Source organism: Devosia sp. SD17-2 (assembly GCF_029201565.1).
Taxonomy (GTDB): Bacteria; Pseudomonadota; Alphaproteobacteria; order Rhizobiales; family Devosiaceae; genus Devosia.
Genome location: NZ_CP104002.1, coordinates 3,560,115 through 3,585,838 on the forward strand (window position 1 = coordinate 3,560,115; position 25,724 = coordinate 3,585,838).

The 25,724-nt window shown below is 61.9% G+C and carries 28 protein-coding genes, 1 other RNA gene and 1 pseudogene; 13 read left to right on the top strand and 17 right to left on the bottom strand.

Annotated features, from left to right (window positions below; genetic code table 11):
• Positions 1-136: 136 nt before the first annotated feature.
• The 3 genes from truA to def form a co-directional block, all read right to left on the bottom strand.
• The gene (gene truA / locus NYQ88_RS17495) at positions 137-883 is read right to left on the bottom strand and encodes a tRNA pseudouridine(38-40) synthase TruA (RefSeq protein ID WP_275652381.1); all 747 of its coding nucleotides are present in this window, start codon (positions 881-883) and stop codon (positions 137-139) included.
• On the bottom strand, positions 883-1,809 hold the full coding sequence (gene fmt / locus NYQ88_RS17500; protein ID WP_275654947.1) for a methionyl-tRNA formyltransferase: 927 nt from the start codon (positions 1,807-1,809) through the stop codon (positions 883-885). Before fmt ends, truA begins: the two co-directional genes overlap by 1 nt.
• Positions 1,810-1,958: 149 nt before the next feature.
• Positions 1,959-2,474, bottom strand: coding sequence for a peptide deformylase (gene def / locus NYQ88_RS17505; protein ID WP_275652382.1), 516 nt, complete (start codon positions 2,472-2,474; stop codon positions 1,959-1,961).
• A 131-nt stretch (positions 2,475-2,605) separates the two neighbouring features.
• On the opposite strand from def, the gene rmuC reads away from it, so the two are divergent.
• From rmuC to NYQ88_RS17525, 4 genes are all read left to right on the top strand, one after another.
• Positions 2,606-4,030 carry a DNA recombination protein RmuC gene (gene rmuC / locus NYQ88_RS17510; RefSeq protein ID WP_275652383.1) on the top strand — a complete coding sequence of 475 codons (1,425 nt, stop codon included), beginning with the start codon at positions 2,606-2,608 and terminating at the stop codon, positions 4,028-4,030.
• Positions 4,031-4,177: 147 nt separating this feature from the next.
• Positions 4,178-5,695 (top strand): Do family serine endopeptidase, encoded by a 1,518-nt coding sequence (locus NYQ88_RS17515; protein WP_275652384.1) that lies wholly within the window; start codon positions 4,178-4,180, stop codon positions 5,693-5,695.
• A gap of 69 nt (positions 5,696-5,764) precedes the next feature.
• Positions 5,765-6,436 (top strand): response regulator transcription factor, encoded by a 672-nt coding sequence (locus NYQ88_RS17520; RefSeq protein ID WP_275652385.1) that lies wholly within the window; start codon positions 5,765-5,767, stop codon positions 6,434-6,436.
• A gap of 3 nt (positions 6,437-6,439) precedes the next feature.
• Entirely contained in the window at positions 6,440-7,849 is a 1,410-nt protein-coding gene (locus tag NYQ88_RS17525) for an ATP-binding protein (RefSeq protein ID WP_275652386.1), read from the top strand.
• Here the strand turns inward: NYQ88_RS17525 and recR are convergent.
• The 5 genes from recR to NYQ88_RS17550 form a co-directional block, all read right to left on the bottom strand.
• Positions 7,846-8,442 (bottom strand): recombination mediator RecR, encoded by a 597-nt coding sequence (recR, locus tag NYQ88_RS17530; RefSeq protein WP_275652387.1) that lies wholly within the window; start codon positions 8,440-8,442, stop codon positions 7,846-7,848. The two genes, NYQ88_RS17525 and recR, sit on opposite strands and share 4 nt — an antisense overlap.
• A gap of 189 nt (positions 8,443-8,631) precedes the next feature.
• Positions 8,632-8,955 carry a YbaB/EbfC family nucleoid-associated protein gene (locus tag NYQ88_RS17535; RefSeq protein WP_275652388.1) on the bottom strand — a complete coding sequence of 108 codons (324 nt, stop codon included), beginning with the start codon at positions 8,953-8,955 and terminating at the stop codon, positions 8,632-8,634.
• Entirely contained in the window at positions 8,952-10,691 is a 1,740-nt protein-coding gene (locus NYQ88_RS17540; protein WP_275652389.1) for a DNA polymerase III subunit gamma/tau, read from the bottom strand. The genes NYQ88_RS17535 and NYQ88_RS17540 overlap by 4 nt, the downstream gene beginning before the upstream one ends.
• Before the next feature lie 122 nt (positions 10,692-10,813).
• Positions 10,814-10,909, bottom strand: an RNA gene (ffs, locus tag NYQ88_RS17545) — signal recognition particle sRNA small type.
• A gap of 215 nt (positions 10,910-11,124) precedes the next feature.
• Positions 11,125-11,490, bottom strand: coding sequence for a hypothetical protein (locus NYQ88_RS17550; RefSeq protein ID WP_275652390.1), 366 nt, complete (start codon positions 11,488-11,490; stop codon positions 11,125-11,127).
• A gap of 222 nt (positions 11,491-11,712) precedes the next feature.
• Here NYQ88_RS17550 and NYQ88_RS17555 point away from each other — a divergent pair, with 222 nt between their 5' ends.
• Positions 11,713-12,915, top strand: coding sequence for an IS256 family transposase (locus tag NYQ88_RS17555; protein WP_024849733.1), 1,203 nt, complete (start codon positions 11,713-11,715; stop codon positions 12,913-12,915).
• Here the strand turns inward: NYQ88_RS17555 and NYQ88_RS17560 are convergent.
• Entirely contained in the window at positions 12,887-13,474 is a 588-nt protein-coding gene (locus NYQ88_RS17560) for a hypothetical protein (protein WP_275652391.1), read from the bottom strand. The two genes, NYQ88_RS17555 and NYQ88_RS17560, sit on opposite strands and share 29 nt — an antisense overlap.
• Positions 13,475-13,738: 264 nt before the next feature.
• On the opposite strand from NYQ88_RS17560, the gene NYQ88_RS17565 reads away from it, so the two are divergent.
• The 3 genes from NYQ88_RS17565 to NYQ88_RS17575 all read left to right on the top strand — a co-directional run bounded on the left by NYQ88_RS17565 (position 13,739) and on the right by NYQ88_RS17575 (position 15,823).
• Positions 13,739-14,161 (top strand): transposase, encoded by a 423-nt coding sequence (locus NYQ88_RS17565; protein ID WP_275654842.1) that lies wholly within the window; start codon positions 13,739-13,741, stop codon positions 14,159-14,161.
• Positions 14,071-14,469, top strand: a complete 399-nt coding sequence (locus NYQ88_RS17570; protein ID WP_275654843.1) for an IS5 family transposase — start codon at positions 14,071-14,073, stop codon at positions 14,467-14,469. The genes NYQ88_RS17565 and NYQ88_RS17570 overlap by 91 nt, the downstream gene beginning before the upstream one ends.
• A gap of 715 nt (positions 14,470-15,184) precedes the next feature.
• Positions 15,185-15,823: a hypothetical protein gene (locus tag NYQ88_RS17575; RefSeq protein WP_275652392.1), complete on the top strand. Its 639-nt coding sequence runs from the start codon at positions 15,185-15,187 to the stop codon at positions 15,821-15,823.
• On the opposite strand, the gene NYQ88_RS17580 is transcribed toward NYQ88_RS17575, so the two are convergent.
• The 3 genes from NYQ88_RS17580 to NYQ88_RS17590 form a co-directional block, all read right to left on the bottom strand.
• Complete coding sequence (locus NYQ88_RS17580; RefSeq protein WP_275652393.1) at positions 15,820-16,227, bottom strand: DUF1801 domain-containing protein; 408 nt, start codon at positions 16,225-16,227, stop codon at positions 15,820-15,822. The two genes, NYQ88_RS17575 and NYQ88_RS17580, sit on opposite strands and share 4 nt — an antisense overlap.
• 71 nt (positions 16,228-16,298) lie before the next feature.
• The gene (locus tag NYQ88_RS17585) at positions 16,299-16,931 is read right to left on the bottom strand and encodes an ankyrin repeat domain-containing protein (protein WP_275652394.1); all 633 of its coding nucleotides are present in this window, start codon (positions 16,929-16,931) and stop codon (positions 16,299-16,301) included.
• Positions 16,932-17,007: 76 nt separating this feature from the next.
• Positions 17,008-17,994 carry a diaminopimelate dehydrogenase gene (locus tag NYQ88_RS17590; protein WP_275652395.1) on the bottom strand — a complete coding sequence of 329 codons (987 nt, stop codon included), beginning with the start codon at positions 17,992-17,994 and terminating at the stop codon, positions 17,008-17,010.
• A 186-nt stretch (positions 17,995-18,180) separates the two neighbouring features.
• Here NYQ88_RS17590 and NYQ88_RS17595 point away from each other — a divergent pair, with 186 nt between their 5' ends.
• Positions 18,181-18,825, top strand: a complete 645-nt coding sequence (locus NYQ88_RS17595) for a hypothetical protein (RefSeq protein ID WP_275654948.1) — start codon at positions 18,181-18,183, stop codon at positions 18,823-18,825.
• Here the strand turns inward: NYQ88_RS17595 and NYQ88_RS17600 are convergent.
• From NYQ88_RS17600 to NYQ88_RS17610, 3 genes and pseudogenes are all read right to left on the bottom strand, one after another.
• A complete protein-coding gene (locus tag NYQ88_RS17600) occupies positions 18,822-19,373 on the bottom strand; it encodes an rRNA large subunit pseudouridine synthase E (protein WP_275652396.1) in 552 nt (183 codons plus the stop codon). The two genes, NYQ88_RS17595 and NYQ88_RS17600, sit on opposite strands and share 4 nt — an antisense overlap.
• A 20-nt stretch (positions 19,374-19,393) precedes the next feature.
• Positions 19,394-20,146, bottom strand: a complete 753-nt coding sequence (locus NYQ88_RS17605; RefSeq protein ID WP_275652397.1) for a M15 family metallopeptidase — start codon at positions 20,144-20,146, stop codon at positions 19,394-19,396.
• 68 nt (positions 20,147-20,214) lie between these two features.
• Positions 20,215-21,059, bottom strand: a pseudogene (locus tag NYQ88_RS17610) (DUF817 domain-containing protein).
• A 111-nt stretch (positions 21,060-21,170) separates the two neighbouring features.
• On the opposite strand from NYQ88_RS17610, the gene NYQ88_RS17615 reads away from it, so the two are divergent.
• Both NYQ88_RS17615 and NYQ88_RS17620 read left to right on the top strand, forming a co-directional pair.
• Positions 21,171-22,034: an LOG family protein gene (locus NYQ88_RS17615; RefSeq protein ID WP_275652398.1), complete on the top strand. Its 864-nt coding sequence runs from the start codon at positions 21,171-21,173 to the stop codon at positions 22,032-22,034.
• A gap of 173 nt (positions 22,035-22,207) precedes the next feature.
• A complete protein-coding gene (locus NYQ88_RS17620) occupies positions 22,208-22,873 on the top strand; it encodes an OmpA family protein (RefSeq protein ID WP_275652399.1) in 666 nt (221 codons plus the stop codon).
• Between the two features lie 45 nt (positions 22,874-22,918).
• On the opposite strand, the gene NYQ88_RS17625 is transcribed toward NYQ88_RS17620, so the two are convergent.
• Together NYQ88_RS17625 and NYQ88_RS17630 are read right to left on the bottom strand one after the other, a co-directional pair.
• Positions 22,919-23,212, bottom strand: a complete 294-nt coding sequence (locus NYQ88_RS17625) for a hypothetical protein (protein WP_275652400.1) — start codon at positions 23,210-23,212, stop codon at positions 22,919-22,921.
• Positions 23,212-23,469: a hypothetical protein gene (locus NYQ88_RS17630; RefSeq protein ID WP_275652401.1), complete on the bottom strand. Its 258-nt coding sequence runs from the start codon at positions 23,467-23,469 to the stop codon at positions 23,212-23,214. Before NYQ88_RS17630 ends, NYQ88_RS17625 begins: the two co-directional genes overlap by 1 nt.
• A gap of 131 nt (positions 23,470-23,600) precedes the next feature.
• Here NYQ88_RS17630 and NYQ88_RS17635 point away from each other — a divergent pair, with 131 nt between their 5' ends.
• Entirely contained in the window at positions 23,601-25,214 is a 1,614-nt protein-coding gene (locus NYQ88_RS17635) for an EAL domain-containing protein (RefSeq protein ID WP_275652402.1), read from the top strand.
• A 77-nt stretch (positions 25,215-25,291) separates the two neighbouring features.
• Entirely contained in the window at positions 25,292-25,681 is a 390-nt protein-coding gene (locus tag NYQ88_RS17640; protein ID WP_275652403.1) for a PRC-barrel domain-containing protein, read from the top strand.
• The last annotated feature ends 43 nt before the right edge of the window (positions 25,682-25,724 follow it).

A 25,724-nucleotide genomic window follows, 5' to 3' on the forward strand; every position in this document is an offset into this window, starting at 1 on the left:
TGGTCCATTTTCTGAGGCGAGATGGATTGCCCGGGCAGGCCGGACAATGACGATGGAGGGATGGGGCAGTGGTTGGGGACGCATGGCACCGGCATCGGTGTGCACACCTTGGCGGCTCTGCCGCACGCTGCTGCGGCTAGGCCGCCGGGTAGTCCACGCGCATAAAATAGAGGCCGCTTGAGGGGGCCATGGCGCCGCATTTGCTGCGATCGGCGGCGTCGAGTGCGGCGCGGAACTTTTTCGGTGTCCACTTGCCCTCGCCCACCAGTTTCAGCGAGCCGACCATCGAGCGCACCTGATGGTGGAGGAAGCTGCGGGCGCTGGCAGTGACCACGACATGATCGAGCTCCCGACGCACAGCGAAATGATCGAGCGTGCGGATGGGCGAATTGGCCTGGCACTCCGACGAGCGGAAGGTGGTGAAATCGTGCTGCCCGAGTATCGACTGGGCGGCGACGTGCATCAGGTCGGCGTCGAGCGCCATGGGCACATGCCAGACGTGGTTGCGCTCGATCACCGCCGGCGCACGACGATTGAGGATGCGGTATTCGTAGTGGCGGGCCGTGGCGGAAAAACGCGCCTCGAAATCCTCACCGACCGCTTCGCATGTCAGCACAGCCACGGGATGCGGACGCAAATGATAGTTCAGCGCCTCGCGGACGCGGAATGGGTCCCAGTCTTTCGAAAGATCGAAGTGAGCCACCTGCCCGAGCGCATGCACGCCGGAATCGGTGCGGCCAGCGGCCTGCGTTCCGACGGCTTCGCCGGAAAACCGCGCGATCGCCTCTTCCAGCGCCTGCTGCACACTTATCCGATCAGCCTGACGCTGCCAGCCGAAAAAGGACGTTCCATCATATTCAAGGGTGAGCTTGAAGCGGGGCATCAGCCGACGACAGTGGCGGGCAATGTCCCTGCCCCGCGCAAAAAGGTTGCGGCGTCCATGGCGCCTTTGCCTTCGCGCTGCACCTGGGTGAGGCGAACGGCGCCGGAGCCACAGGCGATGGTGAGATCGGGGCCGATGAGGGTTCCGGCAGCGGCAGTGCCATCGACGACGGTCGAACGCAGGGTCTTGATGCGGACCGGCTTGCCGGCGAGTTCGAGCTCGAACCAGGCGCCCGGGAAGGGCGAAAGGCCGCGGATGGTGTTGTGCACCTCTTCAGCGGATTTCGAGAAATCGAGCCGGGCCTCGGCCTTGTCGATTTTTTGCGCGTAGGTGACGCCGGCCTCGGGCTGGACGGTAAAGTCAAGGCTGCCGCGTTCGAGCGCGGCAAGGGCGCGACCCATGAGATCGGCGCCCAGCCGCATCATCTGGTCGTGCAGCTCGCCGGCCGTCATGTCCTTGCTGATCTGGATAATCTCGGTGGGGCCCATCGGGCCGGTGTCGAGACCTTCGTCCATGCGCATGACCACAATGCCTGTCTGGGCGTCGCCCGCCATGATGGCGCGCTGGATCGGCGCCGCACCGCGCCAGCGCGGCAGAAGCGAACCGTGGAGGTTAAGGCAGCCATCGGTGGGGGCATCGAGGATGGGCTTGGGCAGCAGCAGGCCATAGGCGACCACGACAGCGACCTCGGCATCGAGCGCGGCAAACTGGGCCTGCTCGGCTTCGCCCTTGAGGCTTTTGGGTGTGAAGACGGGGATACCGAAGGCGTCGGCCGCCTGATGTACCGGGCTCTTGCGCTCAGCCTGACCGCGACCAGCCGGCTTGGGCGCTCGGGTATAGACCGCGACGACCTCATGGCCGGACGAGACAATCTCGGTCAGCGTCGGAACGGAAAAATCGGGCGTACCCATGAAGACGACGCGCATGGTGTGACTTGGCTCCACTGTCTCTCCCTCTTGTGAGAGAGTGCCCTAGGGGCGGATATGAGGTGCTTCAAAGCTGTGTGCCCCCTCATCCGTCTCGCTGCGCGAGCCACCTTCTCCCGCGAGGGGAGAAGGGGAAAGGGCGCTTCCGATCAGCGAGCCGCCAGCTTGGCCTGCTTGTCGAACTTCTTGATCACCCGGTCACGCTTGAGACGGCTGAGATAGTCGATGTAGAGCACGCCATCGAGGTGATCGAGTTCGTGCTGAATGCAGACGGCGAGCTTGCCATCGGCGTCCTTGACCACTTCCTTGCCGTCGAGATCGGTGTAGGTCACCGATACGGTGGAGGGGCGCTCCACCTCGTAATAGAGTTCGGGGATGGAGAGGCAGCCTTCTTCGGTGACCTGGATCTCGTCACCGAACTTGGTGATCTCGGGATTGATCATCACCAGCGGCGCAGCCGGCTCGCCTTCAGCGGCCAGGTCCATGACCACGATACGCTTCATCACACCGATCTGCGGCGCAGCAAGGCCGATGCCCGGCGCGTCATACATGGTGTCGAGCATGTCCTTGGCCAGCGTCTTGATCTCCTCGTCGATCTCCACGATCGGGTCGGCGACCGCGCGAAGCCGCGCGTCAGGAATGATGAGGATAGGGCGGATGGCCATGGCAAAAGTCCGGCAAAAAAGGAGTTGCCTCTCGATATGGTATTTGACCGCGCCGGGTCAACTGCGGAGCAGGGTTGCGCCAGCTGCGAAAAGAACATTATGTGAACGAATGGCTGTTATAGGCTCGTTCCATGGAAATGCTTGATACGTTTCTGTTCACCGCCGGCGATCTGCCGATCACTGCCGGCATGGCTGTTGCCGCGGTATTGGGGCTGGTCCTCTTTGTCTTCGTCTGGATGCTGGTGGCCTGGGCGCAGGCCAATGAGGTGCGCGCTACTGCCGCAGCCCAGGAAGCCAGCGACAATCTGCGCGCCGGGTTTACCGAACTTCTCGCCCAGCGCGATATGCGCATTCGTGAGCTCGACCTCGAATTGGGCCGCGAGCGGGAGCGGTCGGCCGACATCATCGAGGAAGAGCGCAGTCGCAACAGCGAGCTGATGGCGGAGTTGGCGGCAATGCGCACCCGTCTCGACGAACAGGCCCGCCAAAACGAGGTCAATCTCAAGCGTTTCGGCGAAGCGCGCCAGCAGATGACCGATGAATTCAAGGCCATCGCCGGGGATGTGCTGCGCAGCCACAGCGAGACATTTACCAAGCAGAACCGCGAGCAGGTGGATGTGCTGCTCAAGCCGCTGCAGGAAAAGATCGGCGAGTTCCACCGGGGCCTGATCGAGGATCGCTCGGCCATGAAGGAACGCATCCAGGCACTGGTGGAAAGCAATCTGCAGATCACCACCGAGGCGCAGAATTTGACGCGGGCGCTCAAGGGCAATTCGCAGACCCAGGGCGCCTGGGGCGAGATGATCCTCTCCACCATTCTCCAGCAATCGGGCCTGCGCGAGGGCGATCAGTATTTTACCCAGCAGAGCCATACGGGCGAGGATGGCCAGCGGCTGCGCACGGACGTCGAAATCCGCATGCCCAATGGCGATGTGCTGGTGATCGATTCCAAGGTATCGCTGAACGCCTTCGACGCTTATGTGAACGGCACCGAGGACGATCGCGACCAGTACTTGCGCGCCCATATCGCCTCGGTGCGCAACCACATCACCACGCTCTCGGACAAGACCTATCACCGCGCGGCGCGATCAAGCCTTGATTATGTAATGATGTTCGTGCCGATCGAGGCGGCGCTGGCGACGGCCATTCAGCATGATGCGAAACTGGTGGAATTCGGCATGTCGCGCGGGGTCATGCTGACGACCCCGACGACGCTGATGACCGTGCTGCGCACCGTGCGCAATGTGTGGGACATCGAAAAACGCCACCAGAACGCCGAGGAAATCGCCGAGCGGGCCGGTGCGCTCTACGACAAAGTGGCGGGGTTTCTGAGCTCCATGGACAAGCTGGACAGCCATCTCGACAAGGCCAGGTCGAGCTTTGAGGAGGCGCGCAATCAGCTCTCGTCCGGGCGGGGCAATGTGGTTCGGCAGGTGGAAATGCTGCGCGAGCTGGGGGCCAAGACCACCAAGGCCATTCCGCCGAAATGGGACGGCGGCCTCGACGAACAGCCCAGCCTGCGGCTTGTGGGCGAAGAGCCGGGGGACCGGAACTAGGCCCCTGCCCGCGCTTGGTCCCTGTTTGCCGCAATCCTGCCTGCAACATTGCCAAAGCTTAATGTCGGCGCAACTTCACAGAAAGGCGGGACGTTCCATATGTAAGCCCACAGGCTGTTGAGAGCTTTTGCAAGGAGACTCGTCCTCATGCGTCCCACACTCATTTCGCGTACCCGCCGCTGGCTCGGCGCTTCCGCCCTCGCACTGATGGTTGGCGTCGGCGGTGTTTCCACCGCCTTTGTCCTCAATGGACAGGCCGTCAATGCCGAAGTGCGCAATGCCGCGCAGATCGTCGTTCCCCAGGTCACCCAGCAGCAGGGTTTTGCCGACCTCGTTGAAGCGGTGAAGCCGGCCGTGGTGTCGATCCTGGTCGAAGCCCAGGCGCCGGGCCGCACGGTTCAGCGCGGCCGCGATTTTCAGTTCAATTTCCCTGACCTGCCCGAAGGTCATCCTTTCCGCGACTTCTTTGACCAGTTCGGCGGCCCCGGTGCGCCTGGTGGCCGCGGTGGCAATGAAGCCCGTCCGCGCCAGTTCATGGCGGCAGGCTCCGGTTTCATCATCTCGGCTGACGGCTATGTCGTGACCAATAATCACGTGGTGGAAGACGCCACCAAGGTCACGGTGATGATGGAAGACGGGACCGAACAGGTTGCTGAAGTCGTCGGCACCGACGAGCGGACCGACCTTGCCGTGCTCAAGATCAGCGGCGAAGACCTGCCCTTCGTTACCTTCGAGGAAGAAGCCAGCCGCGTCGGCGACTGGGTGGTTGCCGTGGGCAATCCGTTCGGCCTCGGCGGCACTGTGACCGTTGGCGTGATCTCGGGCTCGGGCCGCAATATCGGCGGCTCCAGCTATGGCGATTTCCTCCAGATCGACGCGGCCGTGAACACCGGCAATTCCGGCGGCCCGGCCTTCAACACCAATGGTGAAGTCGTCGGCGTCAACACCGCCATTTACTCGCCCAATGGCGGCAATGTCGGTATCGCCTTTGCCATTCCCGCCGGCACGGTCAAGCAGATCGTCAACCAGCTAATCACGGACGGGACGGTGACCCGGGGCTATCTCGGCGTTTCGATCCAGGACGTGACGCGTGACATCGCCGACGGCGTTGGCCTCAGCCAGCCGCTGGGTGCAATCGTGCGCGAGCCGGCTGCTGACGGCCCGGCAGGTGATGCCGGCGTCAAGTCCGGTGACATCATCACCGCCGTTGATGACGAGAAGATCGACGATGCGCTCGACCTCAGCCGCACCATTGCCAGCAAGTCCCCGGGTTCGACCGTCGAGCTGACCATCTGGCGCGACGGTGCCGAGACCAAGCTCAGTGTCACTCTGACAGAGCTCAACCAGGAAGTGGCCGCGGCCGAAACGCCGACCCCGCCTGCCGAAGTGCCGGAAATCCAGTCCACGCTTGGCCTCACTCTCGTCCCCAATGGTGACGGCACCGGTGGCGTGCTGATCCAGGACGTGGAACGCGACACGCCGGCGGCCCAGCGCGGCCTCTCGGTCGGTGACGTGATCCTCGAAGTCGACAATGCGCCGATCGCCAGTGCCGATGATTTCAACAAGGCAATCGAGGGCGTGCGCAGCAAGGGGCTGGAGACAGCCCTGATCAAGGTTGCGCGCAATGGCGACAGTACCTTTATCGGGCTGCCCATTACCGAGTAAAAGCGCCTGATCAAACCTCGGCCCCGGGCAACCCCCGGGGCCTTTCTTCAAGGATGCGGAGCGTCAGCCGTGAAAATCCTGCTCATCGAAGATGATCGCGAGGCCGCGAGCTATCTGATCCAGGCGCTGGATGAAGCCGGCCATGTGACCCATCACGCCGCTGATGGCGAGACCGGCTATGCCATGGCCTCGGGCATGGATTACGACGTGCTGATCGTCGACCGCATGCTGCCCCGCCGCGATGGGCTTTCCATCGTCGAATCGCTGCGCGCAGAAGGGGATACGACCCCGGTTCTCATTCTCTCCGCCCTCGGCGAAGTGGACGACCGCGTCACCGGACTGCGGGCTGGGGGCGACGATTATCTCACCAAGCCCTATGCCTTCACCGAACTGCTCGCACGCGTCGAAGTGCTGGCGCGGCGCTCGAGCCCGGTGGAAGCGGCAACCCATTACAGTGTCGGCGGGCTCTCGCTCGACCGGCTGAGCCGCAAGGTGGAACGCGATGGCGAGGCTATTCTTCTGCAGCCGCGCGAGTTTCGCCTGCTCGAATATCTGATGAAACATGCCGGCAAGGTGGTGACCCGAACCATGCTGCTGGAAAATGTCTGGGACTATCACTTTGATCCGCAGACCAATGTCATCGACGTCCACATGTCACGCCTGCGCTCCAAGATCGACAAGGGTTTTGAAGCGCCGCTGCTGCACACGGTGCGCGGCGCCGGCTATATGATCAGGGACTAGGAATTGAACGAGTTCGCGCAGGTCTGGCGCACTTCGACCGTTCGGCTGACCGCCACATTCATCACTATTTTCGGTGTATTCGCCATTCTGCTGATGGCGTTTATCGGATGGCAGTCGAGCGTGCAGATCCAGCGCCAGCAGGCCGATGACATCGACCTGGAAATCCGGCAATTGCAGCGCATCGAGATCAACCAGGGGGTCCGCGGGCTGGCCTTTGCACTCAACAGGATTTCTCGGCAGCCGGGTCCCGGGATCTATTATCTCGGCGATGCCTCGGGCCAGTACCTGATGGGAAATCTGGTGGCGGTTCCGGCCGAAGTGCTCATTGAACCAGGGGTTTATACCTTCGACTATGATCGCGCCGGACCGCTGAACGAGGACGCCGGGCCGGAGGCGGAGGTGCGCTCGGGCGTGGCTATCGTTCGCTCGGTTGAACTGGGGAGCGGCATGCGGCTGGTGGTCGGCCGCGACGTGGTCGAGAGACGCGGCTATTCGGCGATCATCCTGCAAAGCTTTTTTGTCGGCGTTGCCGGCATTATCCTTTTTTCCGTGATCGCTGGTGGGGTGACGGCGCGGCGGGTGCTCAAGCGCATCGATACGATCCGCGACACGTCCACCAAGATTATGTCCGGCAACCTCGCCGAGCGCGTGCCGATCACGAAACGCAATGATGAATTTGACGGGCTGGCGCTCAATCTCAACGCCATGCTCGACCGGATCGAGCAGCTCCTCCAGGGACTTAAGGAAGTGACGGACAATGTCGCGCACGACCTCAAGACCCCCCTCACGCGCCTGCGCAACCAGGCCGAGGCCGCCCTGCGCGATGGGGCGACTGACGAGATCCGACAGGACGCGCTGGAGAATGTGATTGGCGAAAGCGACCGGCTGATCCGGACATTCAATGCGCTGCTAATGATTGCCCGGGCCGAGGCTGGTGCCCCGTCCGGCGCGCTGGCGGAGACCGATATCAGCGCGATTATCGCTGATATGGCCGAGCTTTACGCGCCGGTGGCCGAGGACGAGGGGATCGAGGTGGTGACCGATGTGGAGCCCGGGGTGATGCTGCGGGCCAATCGCGAGCTGATCGGCCAGGCCACGGTCAATCTGCTCGAAAACGCCATGAAATATGCCAAGCCGGAAGATGGCAGCGCAGGGAAAATTACTGTTTCCCTGCAAAGCGTTGGGGGGATGGTGCAATTGATTGTGGCCGACAATGGCCCGGGTATTCCCGAGGCCGAGCGCAAGCGGGTGTTGGAGCGGTTTGTGCGGCTAGAAAAAAGCCGGTCCGAGGCTGGGTCGGGGCTGGGGCTGGCGCTGGTCAATGCCGTGGCGCGGCTGCATGGCGGCAGCTTCCGCATCGAGGATAATCAGCCCGGCGTCAGGGCAATTCTTGAAGTGCCGGCAAACAGTTAGATGTTTGTGCGGGCCCTCAGCGCCTGGCTCAGCGTGCCTTCGTCGAGATAGTCGAGCTCGCCCCCGACCGGGACGCCATGGGCGAGGCGGGTGATCTTGACGCCGCTGCCGGCGAGGCGGTCGGTGATGTAGTGAGCGGTGGTCTGTCCCTCGACCGTGGCATTCATGGCAAGGACCAGTTCCGAATAGTCAGACGCCCGTGAAATCAAGGGATTAAGGTTGAGGTCGTCGGGGCCGACACCGTCGAGGGGCGAGAGGACGCCGCCGAGGACGTGATAGCGGACCGAGCCGACGCCGGCGCGTTCGAGCGCCCAGAGATCGGCCACATCCTCTACCACGATGAGCATGCCGCTTTCGCCGCGGCGCGGGTCCCGGCAGATCGAGCACGGGCTGGTCGTGTCGATATTTCCGCAGGTTTCACAAGTCTTTACAGCCACGACGGCGCGATCAAGGGCGGCCGAAAGGGGCAGCATGAGCTGCTCTTTTTTCTTGATCAGATGCAGCACCGCCCGGCGGGCCGAGCGCGGACCGAGCCCTGGCAGGCGTGCCAGGAGCTGGATCAATTGCTCGATTTCCGGTCCGCCATTGGCCATGTGTTTTGTGTCGCGTTTGGGGTGAGTTGGTCAGCAGACTGTTAGCATTGAGAGCGGGTGGGTGGGAATGCGCCGCGAAATTCGGGCGGCGAGGCCCCCTCATCCGGCCCTTCGGGCCACCTTCTCCCTCGAGGGGAGAAGGGAAGTGGCACTCTGCCCGCTCGACGCTTTGCGTCTCAGTCCCAAAAACTAGAACGGCAGCTTCATACCGGGGGGGATGGGCAGGCCGGCGGTGACTTCGGCCATGCGGCGCTGCATTTCGGCTTCGCTCTTGCCCTTGGCGTCATTGTAGGCGGCGATGATGAGGTCTTCCAACACATCAGCTTCGTCGGCCTTGATCAGCGAGGGATCGAGCTTGAGCGACTTCATCTCGCCCTTGCCCGAGAGCGCGACGGTGACCATGCCACCGGCGGAGCGGCCTTCGACGACCAGCTCGGCAAGCTCGGCCTGCATGGCCTCCATCTTGCCCTTCATTTCGCTGGCGGCTTTCATCATGCCCATGATGTCTTTCATTCGTCATCCTCTTCGTTGGGTGGCGGGGCGATATCGGGAATGGCGGCCTCGTCGTCGCGCACTGTGACGTTAACGAGCTTGGCCCCCGGAAAGGTTTCAAGAATGGCTTTCACCAGCGGGTCTTCATAGGCCGCGGAGGTGGCCGCTTCCTTGCGCTGCTCGCGCTCCTGCCGGATGGTGAGGCCTTCGGGCGGACGCGTCGACACCATGACCAGCCAGCGCTGGCCGGTCCATTGCTGGAGGCGGGCGGCGAGCGTGGCGATCATCCCGGGGTCGGAGCCCTCGGCCAGCGCCACTTCGATGCGGCCCTGTTCAAAGGAGACCGGGCGCATATTGGATTCGAGCGCCAGCTTGACGAGCACGTCGCGTTTGGCCGTGGCGAGCGCGATGAGGTCCTTGTAGGAGGCGATGGTGGCGAGAGCGGGCTGGGCGGCAGCCTGCGGGCGGGTGACCGGCGCGGGCTGGCTGGTGGCGATCATCGGCTGGGGCGCTTCGACGCGCATGGCCGAGGCGCCGCCACCGCCGCCAGACGGACCGCGCGGAGACGGCGTCGACATCGGCGCATTGGAGAGCACCTGGCCGCTCAATTTGGCGATGACTTCATCGGGGCTCGGCAGATCGGCAGCGTAAGCCAGCCGGATCAGCGTCATTTCCGCCGCCTGCAGGCCATTGCCGGCGCGGGCGGTTTCCTCATTGCCCTTGAAGAGGATCTGCCAGGCGCGGGTGAGCGCGCGCATGTGGAGGCGCTGGGCGAGATCCCGTCCGCGGATGCGCTCATCGGGCGTCAGCGAGGCATCGTCGGCCGCGGCCGGCACGATTTTGATGCGGGTAACGAGATGGGTGAATTCGGCGAGATCAGCCAGCAGGGTCTGCGGATCGGCGCCGAGATCATAAAGCTCGCGCAGCGCGGTCAGCGCTTCGGCAATGCGGCCGGCCATCAGATCTTCAAAGAGATCGATGATGCGGGCGCGATCGCCCAGGCCCAGCATGGCTTTTACTGTCGCCGCCGACACGGTACCGCCGCCGTGGGCAATCGCCTGATCGAGGAGGGATAGACTATCGCGGGCCGAGCCTTCGCCGGCGCGCACGATCATGGCGAGCGCGTCGGGCTCGAAGGAGATGTTCTCCTGCCCGAGGATTTTTTCGAGATAGGCCGTCATCACGTCGGCGGGAATGCGCCGGAGATCGAAGCGCTGGCAGCGCGACAATATGGTGATGGGGACCTTTCGGATTTCGGTCGTGGCGAAGATGAATTTTACATAAGGCGGCGGCTCTTCGAGGGTCTTCAGCAGGCCATTGAAGGCCGCCGTCGAGAGCATGTGCACCTCGTCGATGACATAGACCTTATAGGGCGCCGAGGCCGGGCCATATTTGACCGAGTCGATGATCTCGCGAATGTCGCCAATGCCGGTATTGGATGCGGCGTCCATCTCGATGACGTCGACATGGCGGCCTTCAATGATGGCGCGGCAATGCTCGCCCTCGACCTCGAGATCGAGCGTGGGGCGGCGGCCATTGGCATCTTCATAATTGAAGGCGCGGGCGAGAATGCGGGCCGTGGTGGTTTTGCCCACGCCGCGTACGCCGGTGAGAATAAAGGCGTGGTGGATGCGGTTCTGCGCAAAGGCATTGCCCAGGGTCTGCACCATCGCGTCCTGCCCCACCAGGGTGGAGAAGTCGCGCGGGCGATATTTTCGGGCGAGCACCAGATAGGGCGTGCTTACAGCGTCAGCCATCCTGCCCTTCCCTTGTCGGCTTGAAGTGAAATCTGGTTGCGATCATCCGGTGATCATAGGGCATCGGGCCAACAAAATAATGGCCGATTCTCCATTCTTGCCCGCAAATTTTGTGGGGGCTGAGTAGGAGGCTGGCATCGACCCGTGAGGATCTCGACTGGGCTGCTTCCTTCCGGACCTGACCCGATGGACGAGGAACACGTCCGCGCCAACCTCCCGAGGCGCTATATGCGGATTTTTGGGAGGAGATGCAAGGGGGATGGGGGGGAGTGGCGGCAATCTAGCGCTGGCGGGCAGCCATCGTCGAAAATTCCGAACGGTAGACGGTTTCGGGCCATAAGTCCGATGAACGGAAGCAATCGGCATCTTTCACTATAACAATCTCATACACCGCCCTTTAACGGATGGAGAGCGGAATAAAATCAATCACAGCTCAGTTGAGATGGCCCGGCGGATCGAGCGACAACCGCTCCTCGGTGGCTTTCGCTGAAACCCCTTCTGAGTACGTCTTTACAAGCTCACCAGATTCCTCATCAAACGTGATGGAACCTATCAGAACGGCCTTTGCGGCATTCGGGTATTTCTCGGAGGCCGCGTAATTAATCATTTCGAAGATCGCATCCGCGATATCGGAAATGATCGATCGTTCGTCTTCGCGCCACCAGAATGGATATTCGTAACCCGCCTCATCCAGCAATTTTATTATCTCCGAAATAACTTCTGTGGCGATTTCGAACCGCAGGAAGGCCGGATCATCAAACACCCCGGCATCCCGTCCGTTGACGTCGCTAATTGTCATGCAGGCCTTAGTTAAACTTTCAAGCGCGTTTCTAAGGGCACGACTCTCAAATCGCCTCCTCCTCACCAGGTCGTGTCCCGGGACGTGGTGTAACTGAGGTGGTCAAGCCGCTCGCGAGCGCGCCATTAGGAGCGCCGTAGCGAGCGAGCGGCTGGGTGGTCATCGACGGATTTCCGGTAAGGTCTGGTTGCTTACGCCAACCCTGTACCTGAAGGACCACCGATGACCGACTCGATGATGAACCTGCGCTCGCTGGTAGAGAAGGCCCCCGACGCCGATATTCTGCGCGAGATGATTGGCTTTGCTGCCGAACGGCTGATGGAAATGGAAGTGGGTGCCGCCACTGGCGCCGGCTATGGCGAAAAGAGCGCCGAGCGGCGGGTCCAGCGCAATGGCTACCGCGAGCGGGACTGGGAGACCCGGGCCGGCACGGTCGAGCTGCGCATCCCCAAGCTTCGCAAGGGCAGCTACTTCCCTGGCTTTCTGGAACCTCGGCGGCTGGCCGAGAAGGCGCTGACGGCGGTGATCCAGGAGGCGTATATCCAAGGCATCTCGACCCGGTCGGTGGACGACCTGGTCAAAGCCATGGGCATGAGCGGCATCTCAAAGAGCCAGGTCAGCCGCCTGTGCGAGGAGATCGATGGTCGGGTGAAGGCTTTCCTTGAGCGGCCGATCGAGGGCGACTGGCCCTACCTGTGGATCGACGCCACCTACCTCAAAGTGCGCCGGGGCGGCCGCATCGTCTCGGTGGCCGCCATCATGGCCGTGGGCGTCAATGCCGATGGCCGGCGCGAGGTGTTGGGCATGGAGATCGGCACCTCGGAAGCCGAGGCGATCTGGACCGAGTTTCTGCGCAAGCTGACCCGCCGCGGCCTGCGAGGCGTGAAGCTGGTGATCTCCGATGCCCATGAGGGCATCAAGGCCGCCGTCACCAAGGTGCTTTGCGCCACATGGCAGCGCTGCCGCGTTCACTTCATGCGTAACGTCCTCGCCCATGCCGGCAAGAGCGGTCGCCGCGTGGCCAGTGCCTTTATCGCCACGGCCTTCGCCCAGGAGACGCCGGAGGCGGCCAGCACCCAGTGGCGCGCCGTTGCCGACCAAATCCGCCCTCGCGTGCCCAAGCTTGCCACCATCATGGATGAGGCCGAGCACGACGTCCTCGCCTACATGAGCTTCCCCAAGGAGCATCGGGCCAAGTTGCACAGCAACAACCCGATTGAACGGGTGAATGGCGAGGTGAAGCGCCGGACCGAGGTCGTGGGCATCTTCCCCAACGAGGACGCAATCATCCGCCTCGTCGGCGCTATCCTGCTCGAACAGAACGATGAATGGGCGGTTCAGCGGGCGAGATATATGACGCTGGAATCCGTCGCCCCGTTGAGCGATGATCCCCTCGTCAGCTTGCCGGCAGTTCCCGCACGCTGACCAGCCCGGCCAAGCCGGATATGCGTGGAGGCCAAGCCTCAGTTACACCACGCAGTGGGGCACGATCCCTCACCAAGTCTCGACTGTAGATCAGTATAGCAGCGGCATAATTTCTTAGCTGGTCTGGATCCATACGCCACGAAAACTTGCCCACCAGAGCAAGAGGCCCCCAAAAAGGCGACAACTTCTCAACAAGCTCCGAGTCACTAAACACAGCTGTCCCAATGGGCTGAAAGTGTTTGAAGTAACCTGTGTAGCCGGTTATTTCCCATCGTAATGGTGAATCTGTTGCGACTATCAACTCGGTGCCGATATTTGAAGCCAAGTCTATGACAGGAATATTATTCAAATCCCTATCGCTAAACTGATTGAATATTTCTTCAACGGTCCAAGGTGCCGATCGAACAAGCGCTCTAACCATTCGCGGATCACCCAAGAGATGTATGCATAGCCAAGAAATTGCTTCTGGGGATTTATCAGAGGATTTCTGCGTCCTGCGACCAGCGGTATCGAACATCGGCTTTATGGACTCCCGAAGTTGATCGGCCAGCACCGCCAACTTCTCCTCGTCCCCGACACCTATGGAAGTGTATATGACCGACGCCCACCGCCTGGAAGAATTAGCTGTGAATACAGGCGGCTGCACGAACACCACCCAACAACAATAAAGCACAACAGCCAGAAAGGCGATGCCAAGAACTAGGTCCTGTTGACAAACTGGATTCCCAAATCGGGTTTGCCGTGATTCAAGACTGCTTTTTAGGAGGCGGTTTTGGCGCGTGGGGATTTGTCGGACGCAGAGTGGCGGCTCATTGGGGAGCTCTTGCCGGCTGAGCGAGGGCGCAAGTCCCGACCAGCGCAAGATAACCGTCGATATCTGAACGGCATGCTCCATGTTCTGCGAGTTGGCTGCCCCTGGCGCGACATGCATGAGCGCTATGGCAAGTGGAACTCAGTCTATGTGCGCTTCCGTCGCTGGGCCGAGCAAGGGGTGTGGGATGCCTTGCTTGAGACCCTGGTCGAACTCGGGCTCACCGATGACTGGCAGCACATGATCGACAGCACCACGGTGCGCGGCCACTCTCAGGCAGCGGGCGCTAAAGGGGGACTTATAAGGAGGCTTTTGGTCGATCACGCGGCGGCTTTACGTGCAAAATCCACGCCCGCACAGACGGTCAAGGACGCCCTCTTGGCTTTGTCCTCACAGGCGGAGAAACATCCGACTATGCAGCCGTTCCTGCCTTGATGGCCATGCCGGTTGGCAAGCCGCGATTGCTCCTGGCCGACAAGGGCTATGATGGTGACGCCGTGCGCCAGGATCTACTCCTGAGCGGCATCGTTCCGGTGATCCCACCAAAAACCAACCGCAAGAACCCGCCACCATGCGACTTCAAGGCCTACAAAGACCGCAACCGCATCGAGCGCATGTTCAACAGGCTCAAGCAGTTCAGGCGCATCGCCACACGCTTCGACAAAACAGCAACGTCCTTCGCGGCCTTCCTCGCCCTAGCCGCCGCAAGGATATGGATGCCACACTTTGTCAACAGAGCCTAGTTGAATGAGCGGAAGATCATTCAAACCGACAGGGACGGGCAGCCCCTTTATAAACCAAAACTCGACACACATCAGCAGAATGCCGATCACGGCCCCGGCAACAAACAGACCGCGCTGCCCACCAAAGCCAGCCAAGCTCAGCCGGAGCCGATATCGATAATCAGAGACAGAAAGACCAATAGTAGTATTGCGCATGCTGACAAGTACTCTGCGATACCAAACAACCGGCCAGAGGCGGTGTATCTAGAATTCTCTAGACAGATTTGGACCAACGGCTGGTCACAGCCTAACATAGGATATGGATTCATCGACCACGGCGCCCTGAGTTTTGGATTGCCAGCCTTACGCAACCCCACATAGAGGGATAGCGAGGCAAATGTGAATGTGGCGAGAATACGGGGTTAGCCATCACCGACCAAGCGAGGGATACGCTGAGCAGCAAAGATGGGCGCAGGGGCTCCAAATAGCGGCTACTGAATCAAACACAAGCATCACCGCGACAGCCGAGAAACCTGCAATTGCACGCTCTCCCAACGCAAGCTCGGCCATACTCCGGCCCCAGCCCCTTAAGGGCACTTAAAACGGGTAGCTGTGAAGCCGGACCGGTAGATAAGTCCGGTCTGGCGCCAACTTAACAGATATTCCCGTTTTCACGGGAATGCCCAGCGGGAAACTCGGGCTTGGTTGGGACGCGTTAAGGGGAAACTTTCCAAAAATGAAAAAGCCGACATCGGTTTCATCGCTGACTGAGTTTGGACGCGTCAGGCTGTCCAAGAGCTTTTTCATGCGGGATTTTTTGTTTTCGGACATCGCGTCAGTTCATGGGCTGAACAATGTGCCGGATGATCCCGCGCTGGCGATTGCGGCGGGGACGCGGCTTTGTGAGGAGCTGCTGGAGCCGCTGCAGGATCGGTTTGGGCGCGTGGCGGTGCGGTCGGCGTTTCGCTCGGCGGAGGTCAATGGGCTGGGCAATGAGATGCAGCGCGATGGCAAGGCGGGGTATAATTGCGCTGTCAATGAAGCCAATTACGCTGGTCATATCTGGGACCGGCGCGACGCCAACGGGCATATGGGGGCGACCGCCTGCATCGTCATCCCGGCGTTCTGGGACCAGTTTCAGGGCGAAGGCGAGTGGACGAAACTGGCCTGGTGGATCCACGACCATCTGCCCTATTCGAGCCTTTACTTCTTCCCCACCTATTGGGCGTTCAACATCACCTGGCACGAGGCGCCGGAGCGGCGGATCGACAGCTATGTCAAACCGCGCGGCTGCCTGACGCGGCCGGGAATGGAGAATTTCGAGGGGTCGCACGAAAGCAAATGGGCGGGGATCGAGCGGGCGTTTGTGGGCTAGAGGAGCCGATAAAGGCCCCGGCGCTTCATGATGTTCTTGTAATCCCATTGCACGGTGCGGGCCTCGGCCAGCCAGCTTTTGAGCAGGGTTTCGTCGATCTGGTCGGCCGCGGTGTAGCGCTTTTCGGCGGCCTTGAACGTGCCCTCCCTGGCAAGGCCCGGAGTGGAAAAGGACTGGCCGCTCCAGAAGAGGAGGCGGACGCCGCCTTTGAGCTTTGAGTAGCCGACGACAGGATTGCCAGCGAGGAACCAGACCGGGTGCGCATGCCAGATCTTGCTCTCCGCCTCGGGCAGCGCCGCATCGATGATGGCGCGGAGGGCCTCGCAGATATCCCGGTCCTCCGGCGCCTGCACAGCGTGATAGGCGGTGATGGTCTGCGGTTTGATGGAAATCGTGTCGGCCAATTTTTGCCCTCCCTTTTCCCCGCGACGGGTGGTTTGCGCGATTTTCGACACGCGTCAGCAGGATGGCAAATTTATTCGGCTTCGAGCAGGGCGGCGATTTCGGTAAAGTTGCGGGTTTTTGCGTGTTGGATTGCGGTGATGCCGTCGCGGTCGGGGATGGTGCGGTCGGCGCCGGCGTCGAGGAGAAGCTTGACGATCTGCTGGGCCGTGGGGCCGCCATCGGTGAGGATCACGGCTTCGAGGAGCGCCGTCCAGCCGAGATTGTTGACGTGATCGATATCGACGCCCGCTTCGATGAGGAGGGCAACGGCTTCGGGGTGGCCCTTTTCGGCAGCGGGGATCAGCGCGGTGCCGCCATAGCGATTGGTGCTGGCGAGATCGGCGCCATTGGCGAGGAGGAGTTTCAAAATCTCCACGCGGCCATGGGCGCCGGCGACGAGATAGGGGCTGTCGTCGATGGCGTCCTTGGCGTTGACATCGGCGCCGGCGGCAACGAGGCGGGTGGCGGCGTCGAGATCATTATTCCAGACGGCGACGAGCAGCGGAGTCTGGCCCCGCGCGTTGCGCTGCTCGATGTCTTCGCCGGCGGCAATGGCCGTTTCGAGGGCGGGAATGTCGCCTTGTTCGACGGCGGTGAGGATTGCGGCGGCGGCGTTCGAGGTCAGCACCATTCCCAACACTCCCAGCAGGATCAGCTTGCGCATAACATGGCTCCGATGATGGGGCATGGTGGCAGCAGAACCGGGGGGCGTGGCAAGGCGCTGACCGAGATGTGAAGGCTCAGAGCAGTTCGGCGCGCAGGGCTTCCGGGCTCTTGGGGGAGAGGAGGCCCGGGGGCACGTCGAAGACTGTCAGGGCGCCGAACTGGCCCTTGGCGTTGAGCCGATGGACGGCGCGGGCATAGGCGACGAGCACGCTGGCAGTGAACTCGGGATTGCTGTCGAGTTTGAGGCTATATTCGATGACCTGGCGCTCGGTTTCCGAGGTGTTGCCGCTGCGGATGACGAAGCCGCCATGCATCATGCGGGCGTGGTCGCGGGCCAGTTCCTCGGCGGAGATGAAGGTGACGCTGGTGTCGTAGGCGTCGAAATAATGGGGCATGGTGACGATGGCTTCGCGCACCGCCTCGGCATCGGCCCCCGCCTCCAGCACGACAAAACAGTCGCGAACGTGCTTTTCGCGGGTGGTGAGATCGGGACGGTCGCCGCTGCGGACGCGATCGACGGCGTCCTTGATCGGGCGGGTATACTGGACGGCATTGGCGACGCCCGGGAGACGACGGACGGCGTCCGAATGCCCCTGGCTGAGGCCATCGCCCCAGAAGGTATAGGTGGCGCCATCGGGCAGCAGGGCTTCGCCGAACACGCGGTTGAGCGAGAACATGCCGGGATCCCAGCCGGCCGAGATCAGCGCGGTCTTGTTGTTGGCGCGGGCGGGCGCATCGACGGCGGCAAAATGCTCGGGGATGCGGGCGTGGGTGTCAAAGCTGTCGACGATGTTGAAGTTTTGGGCGAGTTCGGGCGACTGGCGGGGCAGATCTTCCTTGGAGCCACCGCAGAGGACCAGCACGTCAATATTGCCGGCGTGGGCGGCAAGATCATCCATGGCAAAGACGGGCGTGCCGGGAACGCGCGGGGCAAGGCTCTGCGGCGGACGGCGGGTGAAAATGCCGGCGACGGACATGTCCGGGTTCTTGGTGATCGCAGCCTCCACGCCGCGCCCCAGATTGCCATGTCCAACGATGCCGATACGGATTTTGCCCGCCACTGACCTAGTCCTCCTGTTCCGGCACATTTGGCCGGGAGAATCACAAGCGTCCAAGCTGAAACAGAGCGCCAGCGAAGCCAATGGCAAAGCCGGCCAAAAGCGTTCGCACGCGACGAAACGGCCCATTCAACCGATCTTGAGGCGGGCAAAGGTTGACCGGCCCCGGCTTTGGCCTATCTCTGCGGCATGCCGCCAAAAGCCAAGAAACCACCGCAAGAGCTGACCCTGGTCCATGAATGGGATCTGCCGCCCGGCGCCATGCTGGGCTCGTCGGTGCGCGCCAAGGGCATATTGCAGGAAATGCGGGCGCGGATTGGGACCAAGTCGGCCCGGCGGCTGGATGTGCGCGGGACGGTTCTGGTGCTCAAAATGGCCGAGGACGAGAAGGAGCGCTTTGACGCCGCGATCGAGATCGTCAGCAAGGGGCTGGTCGGGATCGAGACCCTGCCCGTGTTGCCGCGCGAGATTGAGGACATTCTCGACATCAAGACCAGCGAGCGGCATCGCTGGCTCAAGGATGGGCGGCTCCAGAGTGGCGGGACGCGGACGGTGAAACTGCGCGGCCGGGCCAGGAAAATCACCTTCCATGTGTTCGAGCCGGGCTATGTGACCGATCTGCAGGAACGGGACATGGTGGAAAACTGGCGCGAGGAAGATGCGCTGGCGACGGCCGAGCGGCGACGGCAGGCCGCATGGAAGGCCAAGGTCAAGCGCGAGGCGAAAAAGCAGAAATCCAGCGAACTGGCGCCCGAGGCAGGGCGCGACACCGAGACCGGCCAGAAGCTGAGCGGGTGGGAAGATTTCGCTGCCGAAGGATTTTTGCTCGACTAGCGATCGCGGCGCGGGGGCGCGTCGACCCATTTGCCGGGCGCCAGATTGTCGAGGCTCCAATTGCCGATAGACCAGCGCACGAGGCGCAGGGTCGGGTGCCCGACGGCCGCCGTCATGCGGCGGACCTGGCGATTGCGGCCCTCGGTGATGGTGAGGGCGATCCAGCTGTCGGGCACGGACTTTCGATAGCGCACCGGGGGATCGCGGGGCCAGAGATCGGGCGGGTCGATCATCCGGGCTTTGGCCGGGAGGGTGGGACCATCCTTGAGGGTAACGCCCTTGCGCAGGGCATTGAGGGCGGCCTCGTCGGGGATGCCTTCGACCTGCACATAATAGGTCTTGGGCTGCTTGAACTTTGGCGAGGAAATCTGCGCCTGCAGCTTGCCGTCATCGGTAAGCAGCAGGAGGCCCTCGCTGTCCTTGTCGAGCCGGCCGGCGGCATAGACGCCGGGCACGGGGATATAGTCGGCCAGCGTCTCGCCCTTTTCCCCGCCGGTGAACTGGGTGAGCACGCCATAAGGCTTGTTGAAGAGAATAAGGCGCGTCATGCCGAGATTATCTGGCCCTGTCAGTCCGGTCGCGCCGCAACGACGAAATCGAAATAGGTGTCGGGGAAGGGTTCGTTGCGCAGTGTATAATGCCACCACTCTTCCGCATAGGGCGCGTAGCCGTGGCGTTCGAGCAGGTCGGCGAGCATTTCGCGGTTTTCCTCGGCTTCCGGATTGATGCCGTCGGCCCCGTGATGGGCGTGCGTGTCGAAACAGTCATAACCGGTGCCGAAATCGAGGACATTGTCGGCGTAGCGGTCCGGGAGGGCGCAATCGACAAGGGCGTCTCCTGGCTGCCATGGGGCGGGACTGGCGTCGAGGGGTTCGATGGTCAGATCGACCGTGCTGCCGCGGCTGTGGCCGGAGCGTTCGGCAATATAGCCGAGCTCGAAGAGGCGGGATTTGTCGACGCGGGGATAGAATTCGGCCTGCATGTCGAGCGCTTCGATGTCGCGCGCCCATTGGGCGAAATCGGCGACGGCGCGGGCGGGGCGATAGCAATCATAGACCCGGAGGACGAGGTTCTGTTCGGCCAGCTCGATGGCGGCGTCGCGCAGGGCCTCGGCGGCAGGCCGGGTGAGGATGCACTCCCCCGCCTCATAGCCGGTGATGGGACGGCCGACGAAATTATGCTCGCCCGCATAGCGCATGTCCTGACGGATCTGCGGGGCGATATCGGCGAGATAGACGAAGTTTTCGGGGAGCTGCTCGGCCATGGCGGTTGCCGTGCCCATGAGCAGAGCAAGAGTTGTGAGAATCGGTCGTGTGGTCATGGCGGGTCCTCCTCGGCTTGTCCCCTGTGGTGCCAAGAAATGATTGTTTTGGCGTTTATGGAGAGGGCTCAATCTGTTCGCGGGCGTGGGGGATGGACGAGAGTAACCAGGACCACCGAGATCAGCATGAGCAGATACCAGGAGCCGAGTTTGGACAGGCTGACCATGGACCAGCCATTTGCCTGATGCGGATAGATCCAGGCGCGCGACCAGGTGCCGATGTTTTCGGCGATCCAGATGAAGAGCGCGACGAGGAGGAAGGCCAGCAGCATGGGCATGGAGTGGCGAAAGCGGAAGACGCGGTAATGCATGAAAGCGCGGCCATAGAGCAGGATGATGGCGGCGAACAGCACCCAGCGCAGATCGAAAAAGAAGTGGTGGGAGAAGAAGTTGACATAGATTGCGAGGGCCAGCAGCGCCGTCACGGGGACTGGCGGATAGCGCGTGAAGGTGATGTCGAAAATGCGCTGGATGCGGGCCATGTAGGAGCCGACACAGGCATACATGAAGCCGGAAAAGAGCGGCACGCCCGCAATGCGGAACATTGCATCCTCGGGGTAAATCCAGGAGCCCATGGCGGTCTTGAAGATTTCCATGCCGGTGCCGACGAGATGGAAGATGAGAATGATGCGGGCTTCCTCAATCGTTTCGAGTTTGAGGGCCAGCATGGCGGCCTGAACGAGTAGCGCCATGAGGAACAAGAAGTCGTAGCGGTTAAGGCCGGTGTCGGGCCAATAGAGCGTGGTGGCGAGGATCATGGCCAGCATCAGCCCGCGAAGAGGCAGGCCCAGGCCTGCTTGAGGCCGAAGACGAGAAACTCGACAAGGCCATCGGCGAGGCGTCCGCGCGGCAGGCGGGCGAGGATTTTATGCGCCGCCGCATCGATGGAGACTTCCAAAGTCGTGAAGCGAATGGCGACCCCCTGCCCTTGCCCGATGCTTCGGGGCTGGTTATGCCCTTGAAGTAAAGCCGCCCGATTGTGGCGTATTCGCGCTTGAAGCGCTGACAATAATGGAGACGAAATTTGGCCAGACGCCATCCGACGCCGCTGCGCACCTCCAAGGAAGACGTCGCCGCCTCACTCAAGGCGCCGTCCACACCCCAGACGCAGAGCGCGGCCTATCGGCTGGCCTTCGCCGATGACGAGTTCCTCACATCGGAAGACATTCGCGGAGTTCGCTTCCAGCTTGAATATCTCAAGCCCGAATTTCGCCTGCGCGAAAGCGGCATCAATTCGACTGTGGTGTTGTTTGGCGGAGCCCGCATTCCCGAACCGGGCAAGCCAGCCTGGGCGGCCAAGAACGAAGTGCAGAAGGCCAATCTCGAGAAGGCCTCGAAATATTATGACGAGGCGCGCCGCTTTGCCCAGCTGGCGTCGCTGACCTCTGCCACCATGGACTATAGCGAATATGTGGTGGTGACAGGGGGCGGGCCCGGCGTAATGGAGGCCGGCAATCGCGGGGCCGTCGATGTGGGAGCGCCGACTATCGGGCTCAATATCGTTTTGCCGCATGAGCAGGCGCCGAACCTTTATGTGACGCCGGAGCTGTCGTTCAACTTCCACTATTTTGCGACGCGAAAAATCCATTTCCTCTTGCGCGCCAAGGTGGTGGCGGTGTTCCCCGGCGGGTTCGGCACGCTGGACGAATTCTTCGAGACGCTGACGCTGATCCAGACAGGGCGCATGGACAAGATCCCGGTGCTGCTGTTTGGCCGCGAGTTCTGGGGCAAGGCGATCAATCTTGAAGCGCTGGCGGAAGCGGGCACGATTTCGCCCACCGACCCCGAGCTCTTCACCATTGTCGATGACGCCAAGGAAGGCTGGGACGTGGTCCGGGCCTTTTACGACCTGCCGGAAACGGCAGAACCGGACGCGATCGGCGCGTAGACGCGGCATACAGGCCTGGACCGGGTTCATCTCCGGTTCAGCTTGCCTCCCGCATCACGTTCCTGCCTTAATCAAAGGGCACCAACGGCCGCTCAGCAGATTCTTTACTTTGTCGTGAGATCGACTTGCAGGGCCATCGGCTTTTCCAGATCTCTGACCCTCGGGGGATACACATGAAATCCAAGATTCTCGTCGCGCTGGCCGCTACCCTGGCTCTGAGCGCCTGCACCACGACCAATCCCTATACCGGGCAGAACCAGCTCTCCAACACTGCCGGCGGTACGCTGCTGGGTGCTGGCGGCGGCGCAGTGGCCGGTGCCATCGTGGGTGCTGCCGTGGGCGGGGATCCGCGCGTTGGTGCGCTGATCGGCGCTGGCGTTGGCGGCCTGACCGGCGCCGGCATCGGCAATTACATGGACCAGCAGGAAGCCGAGCTGCGCGCGCAGCTGCAGGGCACCGGCGTATCGGTGACGCGCGTGGGTGACCAGGTCATCCTCAACATGCCGTCCAACATCACTTTCGCCACCGACCAGTCGAGCGTGCAGCCGCAGTTCAACCAGACCCTGGTTTCGGTCGCGCTGGTGCTCAAGAAATTCGACAAGACCATTGTCGACGTCTATGGCCACACCGACTCCACCGGCTCGAACGAGCACAATCTGTCGCTCAGCCAGCGCCGCGCTGTGTCCGTGGCGACGATCCTTGCCAACCAGGGCATCGACCAGCGCCGCTTCTACATCGAGGGCAAGGGCTCGACGAGCCCGATCGCGTCCAACGCCAACGAGTCCGGCCGCGCCCAGAACCGTCGCGTCGAAATCCAGATCTCGCCGATCCGCGGCTAAGGTTCGGTACAGCAATAAAAAAACGCGGCTCTCGGGCCGCGTTTTTTATTGGGCTGGGGTTTCGACCACCGGGGCGGCGGTGGGGCTGTTGGGGACTACATCGGTGCCCGGAGCGCCCGAAAACATCTGCATAACAAACAGCAGCGCGATGACAATGGCGAGACCGACGAGCCCATAAAGCCACCAATTGGTGGGGCTGGTGGCAGCCACGACGTTCTCGTGTTCGCCGGCAACCTTGAGCTGGGAGGCGTCGGGGACATCAATGCGTGCGCCATTTTCGTCGACCAGATGATCGACCGATGCCACGGTGGGGGTGGGTCGTCTGTCGTCCGTTGCCATCAGAAGTCTCCCTTGAATACAGTTTCGGAGCCGACACCATCGGCAACGCCCTCGCGGACGTGGGCGATGGCGGCGTCGATCTCCTCGGGGCTGAACCCCAGATCATCGCCTTCCGCATTGGCGCCGGTAACTTCGGCCTTGAGCTGATTGAGCAGCTCGATCTTTTCCTTGGCGGTGAAGAACGTGTGCTGGGCGATCTGCATCGGCGCCAGGGCATTGGCAGCGCCCGCCTGGGCCCTTAGACTTTCGAAAACCATTTGCTCCTCCAAACTCTGGCGGCATTGTTCGAGAGATGGAATGCTGGCGTCCGCCGCAGAGTTCCATCGCGCGTTAACGCCAGCTTGACGCCGCGCAGTGCTTGATTGAGGCTGTATTCCGGAGGGCGGAGATGAGCGGCTTCATCAGCATCCTGATTTCGAGCGCGCACCAGAAGGGGGTGCGCCTCGTTTTGTTCCTGGTGACCTTTGGGGCAATGCTGGCCCTTGCCTCATGGTTTATTGTCGAACAGGTGCAGCAGAACATGCGCCAGGAGACGGCGCGGGCGCTGACCGGCTACGAGCAATTGCGCGTCAATGTGCTCGGCACATTCGACCAGATGGACGCAAGGCTGGTCACGGCTCCCTGCAGCCCCGGCTTCATGGATGAGCTGCGCCGGATCGCCTTCCTGCCCGACGGGATCAACGAGTTGCTCTATGCGCCCGGCGGGATGGCAGTGTGTTCGGTCAATTCGGGGCTGTTTACGCAGCCAGTTGATCTGGGCGCAGCCGAAGTTGTTACCCAGAGTCCGCACCAGATGGCCTTCTGGTTGGATCGCGACCTCAGCTTCCTGCGGCTGGAGGGGCTGACGGCAAGCATTGCCCAGCGCGGCAGTTTTGCCCTTGTCGTGCCCACACCCCCGCTGCCGACAACCACGCCGCGCTGGCTTGAAATGGAGCTGATCGTGCGCGCGTCCAATGGGCGCTGGTGGCACCGCGGCGGGCAATCGGGCATTTATAATGAGAGTCTCGAGCAGGCCCGCGCCGGCGGGTTCGGCCTTTTTAACGCTGCGCAGTTCGTGATGCGCTGCGACAGTGGCGGCGTCCATTGCCTCGTCGGCAAGGCGCGGCTGCCGGATCTGTTCGCTCTCGGCATGGCGACAATCGCGGTGACCCTGGTGGTCTGCGCGGTGCTGGCGGCCTGGCTGTCGCAGCAAGCGCATGGCTTTATCGCCCGCCACTGGTCGTTCGAGACCCGGTTTCTGCGGCGGCTGGGGCCCGACACGATCGAATGCGTCTACCAGCCCCTGCTGCACCTCAAACGAGACCGCATTCCCGGTTGCGAAGTGCTGGCGCGCTGGCGCGATATCGACGGCACGCTGGTCTCGCCGGACAGATTTATCCCACTGATTGAAAAGCATGGGCTGACGCAGCGCTTTACCACGCTGGTGGCAGACCGCGCCCACAAGGACCTGACCCAGCACCTCAAGCCGGGCCAGCGCGTGCATGTCAGCTTCAATATTTTCCCGCGCGACCTCCAGGCGGAACCCTTGCTGACCACATTTGCGCCGTTCCTCGCGCCGGGTGGGCCGTTCAGCCTGATCTTCGAGATCGTTGAAACGCAGGAGATCCAGCTGGAGACTGCCCAGGCGGAAATCGAGCGACTGCGCAGCGCCGGCGTCCGGATCTTCATCGATGATTTCGGGGCCGGCTATTCGTCTATGCGCAATCTGGCGGCGGTGTCGGTGGATGGGGTCAAGCTCGACCGGTCCTTTGCCATGGCGCCCAATGACTCCGTGCTGGTGCGCATGCTCGACCATGCCATCGACATGGTGTCCGCATCAGACCGGATCGTGGTGGTCGAAGGCGTGGAAACACAAGCCCGGCTCGACGCGCTGCGGGCCAATGGCAAGGTCGATTACGTGCAGGGCTATCTGATCTCGCGACCGCTCGATATCGCTGGTTTCATTGCGTTTCTGAGTGCCAACGGGCCCAAGCCGACGACGCGGCCGCGCCTCGTCGCGTGAGGAAATTCGGGTTAATTTTGCAACCCTGACGCCCTCCAACCGTTCTCCTATCACACGCAAATTGAAGGAGGACCATCATGGCTTATGATGACATTCGCACGACTGATGCCAACGTCAAGGAAACCCATGACCTGATCGCATCCGACAAGGTTGAAGGCACCAAGGTCTATGACCCGCGGGGCGAACATGTCGGCTCGATCGAGCGCCTCTTGGTGGAAAAACGCTCTGGCAAGGTGTCTTATGCCGTGCTGAGCTTTGGCGGTTTCCTCGGGATCGGTGACGAGCATTACCCCCTCCCCTGGTCCAAGCTGAACTATGACCAGAGCCTTGGCGGGTATCGCATCGATATCAGCAAGGAACAGCTCGAAGGCGCTCCGCGCTATGAGCGCGAGGACGACAGCTACTGGACCGAAGAAAACGGTCGCCGTGTCTATGACTATTACGGCGTTGCGCCGTACTGGATCTGATCCGGACCCAAGGGTAGAACCCAATAGATCATCCGGCGTCCCG

Bases quoted from the DNA above. Each gene is read 5' to 3' on its own strand.
- truA (WP_275652381.1), bottom strand. From the start codon at position 883: ATGCCCCGCTTCAAGCTCACCCTTGAATATGATGGAACGTCCTTTTTC.
- fmt (WP_275654947.1), bottom strand. From the start codon at position 1,809: ATGCGCGTCGTCTTCATGGGTACGCCCGATTTTTCCGTTCCGACGCTG.
- def (WP_275652382.1), bottom strand. From the start codon at position 2,474: ATGGCCATCCGCCCTATCCTCATCATTCCTGACGCGCGGCTTCGCGCG.
- rmuC (WP_275652383.1), top strand. From the start codon at position 2,606: ATGGAAATGCTTGATACGTTTCTGTTCACCGCCGGCGATCTGCCGATC.
- NYQ88_RS17515 (WP_275652384.1), top strand. From the start codon at position 4,178: ATGCGTCCCACACTCATTTCGCGTACCCGCCGCTGGCTCGGCGCTTCC.
- recR (WP_275652387.1), bottom strand. From the start codon at position 8,442: ATGGCCAATGGCGGACCGGAAATCGAGCAATTGATCCAGCTCCTGGCA.
- NYQ88_RS17535 (WP_275652388.1), bottom strand. From the start codon at position 8,955: ATGAAAGACATCATGGGCATGATGAAAGCCGCCAGCGAAATGAAGGGC.
- NYQ88_RS17540 (WP_275652389.1), bottom strand. From the start codon at position 10,691: ATGGCTGACGCTGTAAGCACGCCCTATCTGGTGCTCGCCCGAAAATAT.
- NYQ88_RS17550 (WP_275652390.1), bottom strand. From the start codon at position 11,490: ATGACAATTAGCGACGTCAACGGACGGGATGCCGGGGTGTTTGATGAT.
- NYQ88_RS17555 (WP_024849733.1), top strand. From the start codon at position 11,713: ATGACCGACTCGATGATGAACCTGCGCTCGCTGGTAGAGAAGGCCCCC.
- NYQ88_RS17575 (WP_275652392.1), top strand. From the start codon at position 15,185: ATGAAAAAGCCGACATCGGTTTCATCGCTGACTGAGTTTGGACGCGTC.
- NYQ88_RS17585 (WP_275652394.1), bottom strand. From the start codon at position 16,931: ATGCGCAAGCTGATCCTGCTGGGAGTGTTGGGAATGGTGCTGACCTCG.
- NYQ88_RS17595 (WP_275654948.1), top strand. From the start codon at position 18,181: ATGCCGCCAAAAGCCAAGAAACCACCGCAAGAGCTGACCCTGGTCCAT.
- NYQ88_RS17600 (WP_275652396.1), bottom strand. From the start codon at position 19,373: ATGACGCGCCTTATTCTCTTCAACAAGCCTTATGGCGTGCTCACCCAG.
- NYQ88_RS17605 (WP_275652397.1), bottom strand. From the start codon at position 20,146: ATGACCACACGACCGATTCTCACAACTCTTGCTCTGCTCATGGGCACG.
- NYQ88_RS17620 (WP_275652399.1), top strand. From the start codon at position 22,208: ATGAAATCCAAGATTCTCGTCGCGCTGGCCGCTACCCTGGCTCTGAGC.
- NYQ88_RS17625 (WP_275652400.1), bottom strand. From the start codon at position 23,212: ATGGCAACGGACGACAGACGACCCACCCCCACCGTGGCATCGGTCGAT.
- NYQ88_RS17630 (WP_275652401.1), bottom strand. From the start codon at position 23,469: ATGGTTTTCGAAAGTCTAAGGGCCCAGGCGGGCGCTGCCAATGCCCTG.
- NYQ88_RS17635 (WP_275652402.1), top strand. From the start codon at position 23,601: ATGAGCGGCTTCATCAGCATCCTGATTTCGAGCGCGCACCAGAAGGGG.
- NYQ88_RS17640 (WP_275652403.1), top strand. From the start codon at position 25,292: ATGGCTTATGATGACATTCGCACGACTGATGCCAACGTCAAGGAAACC.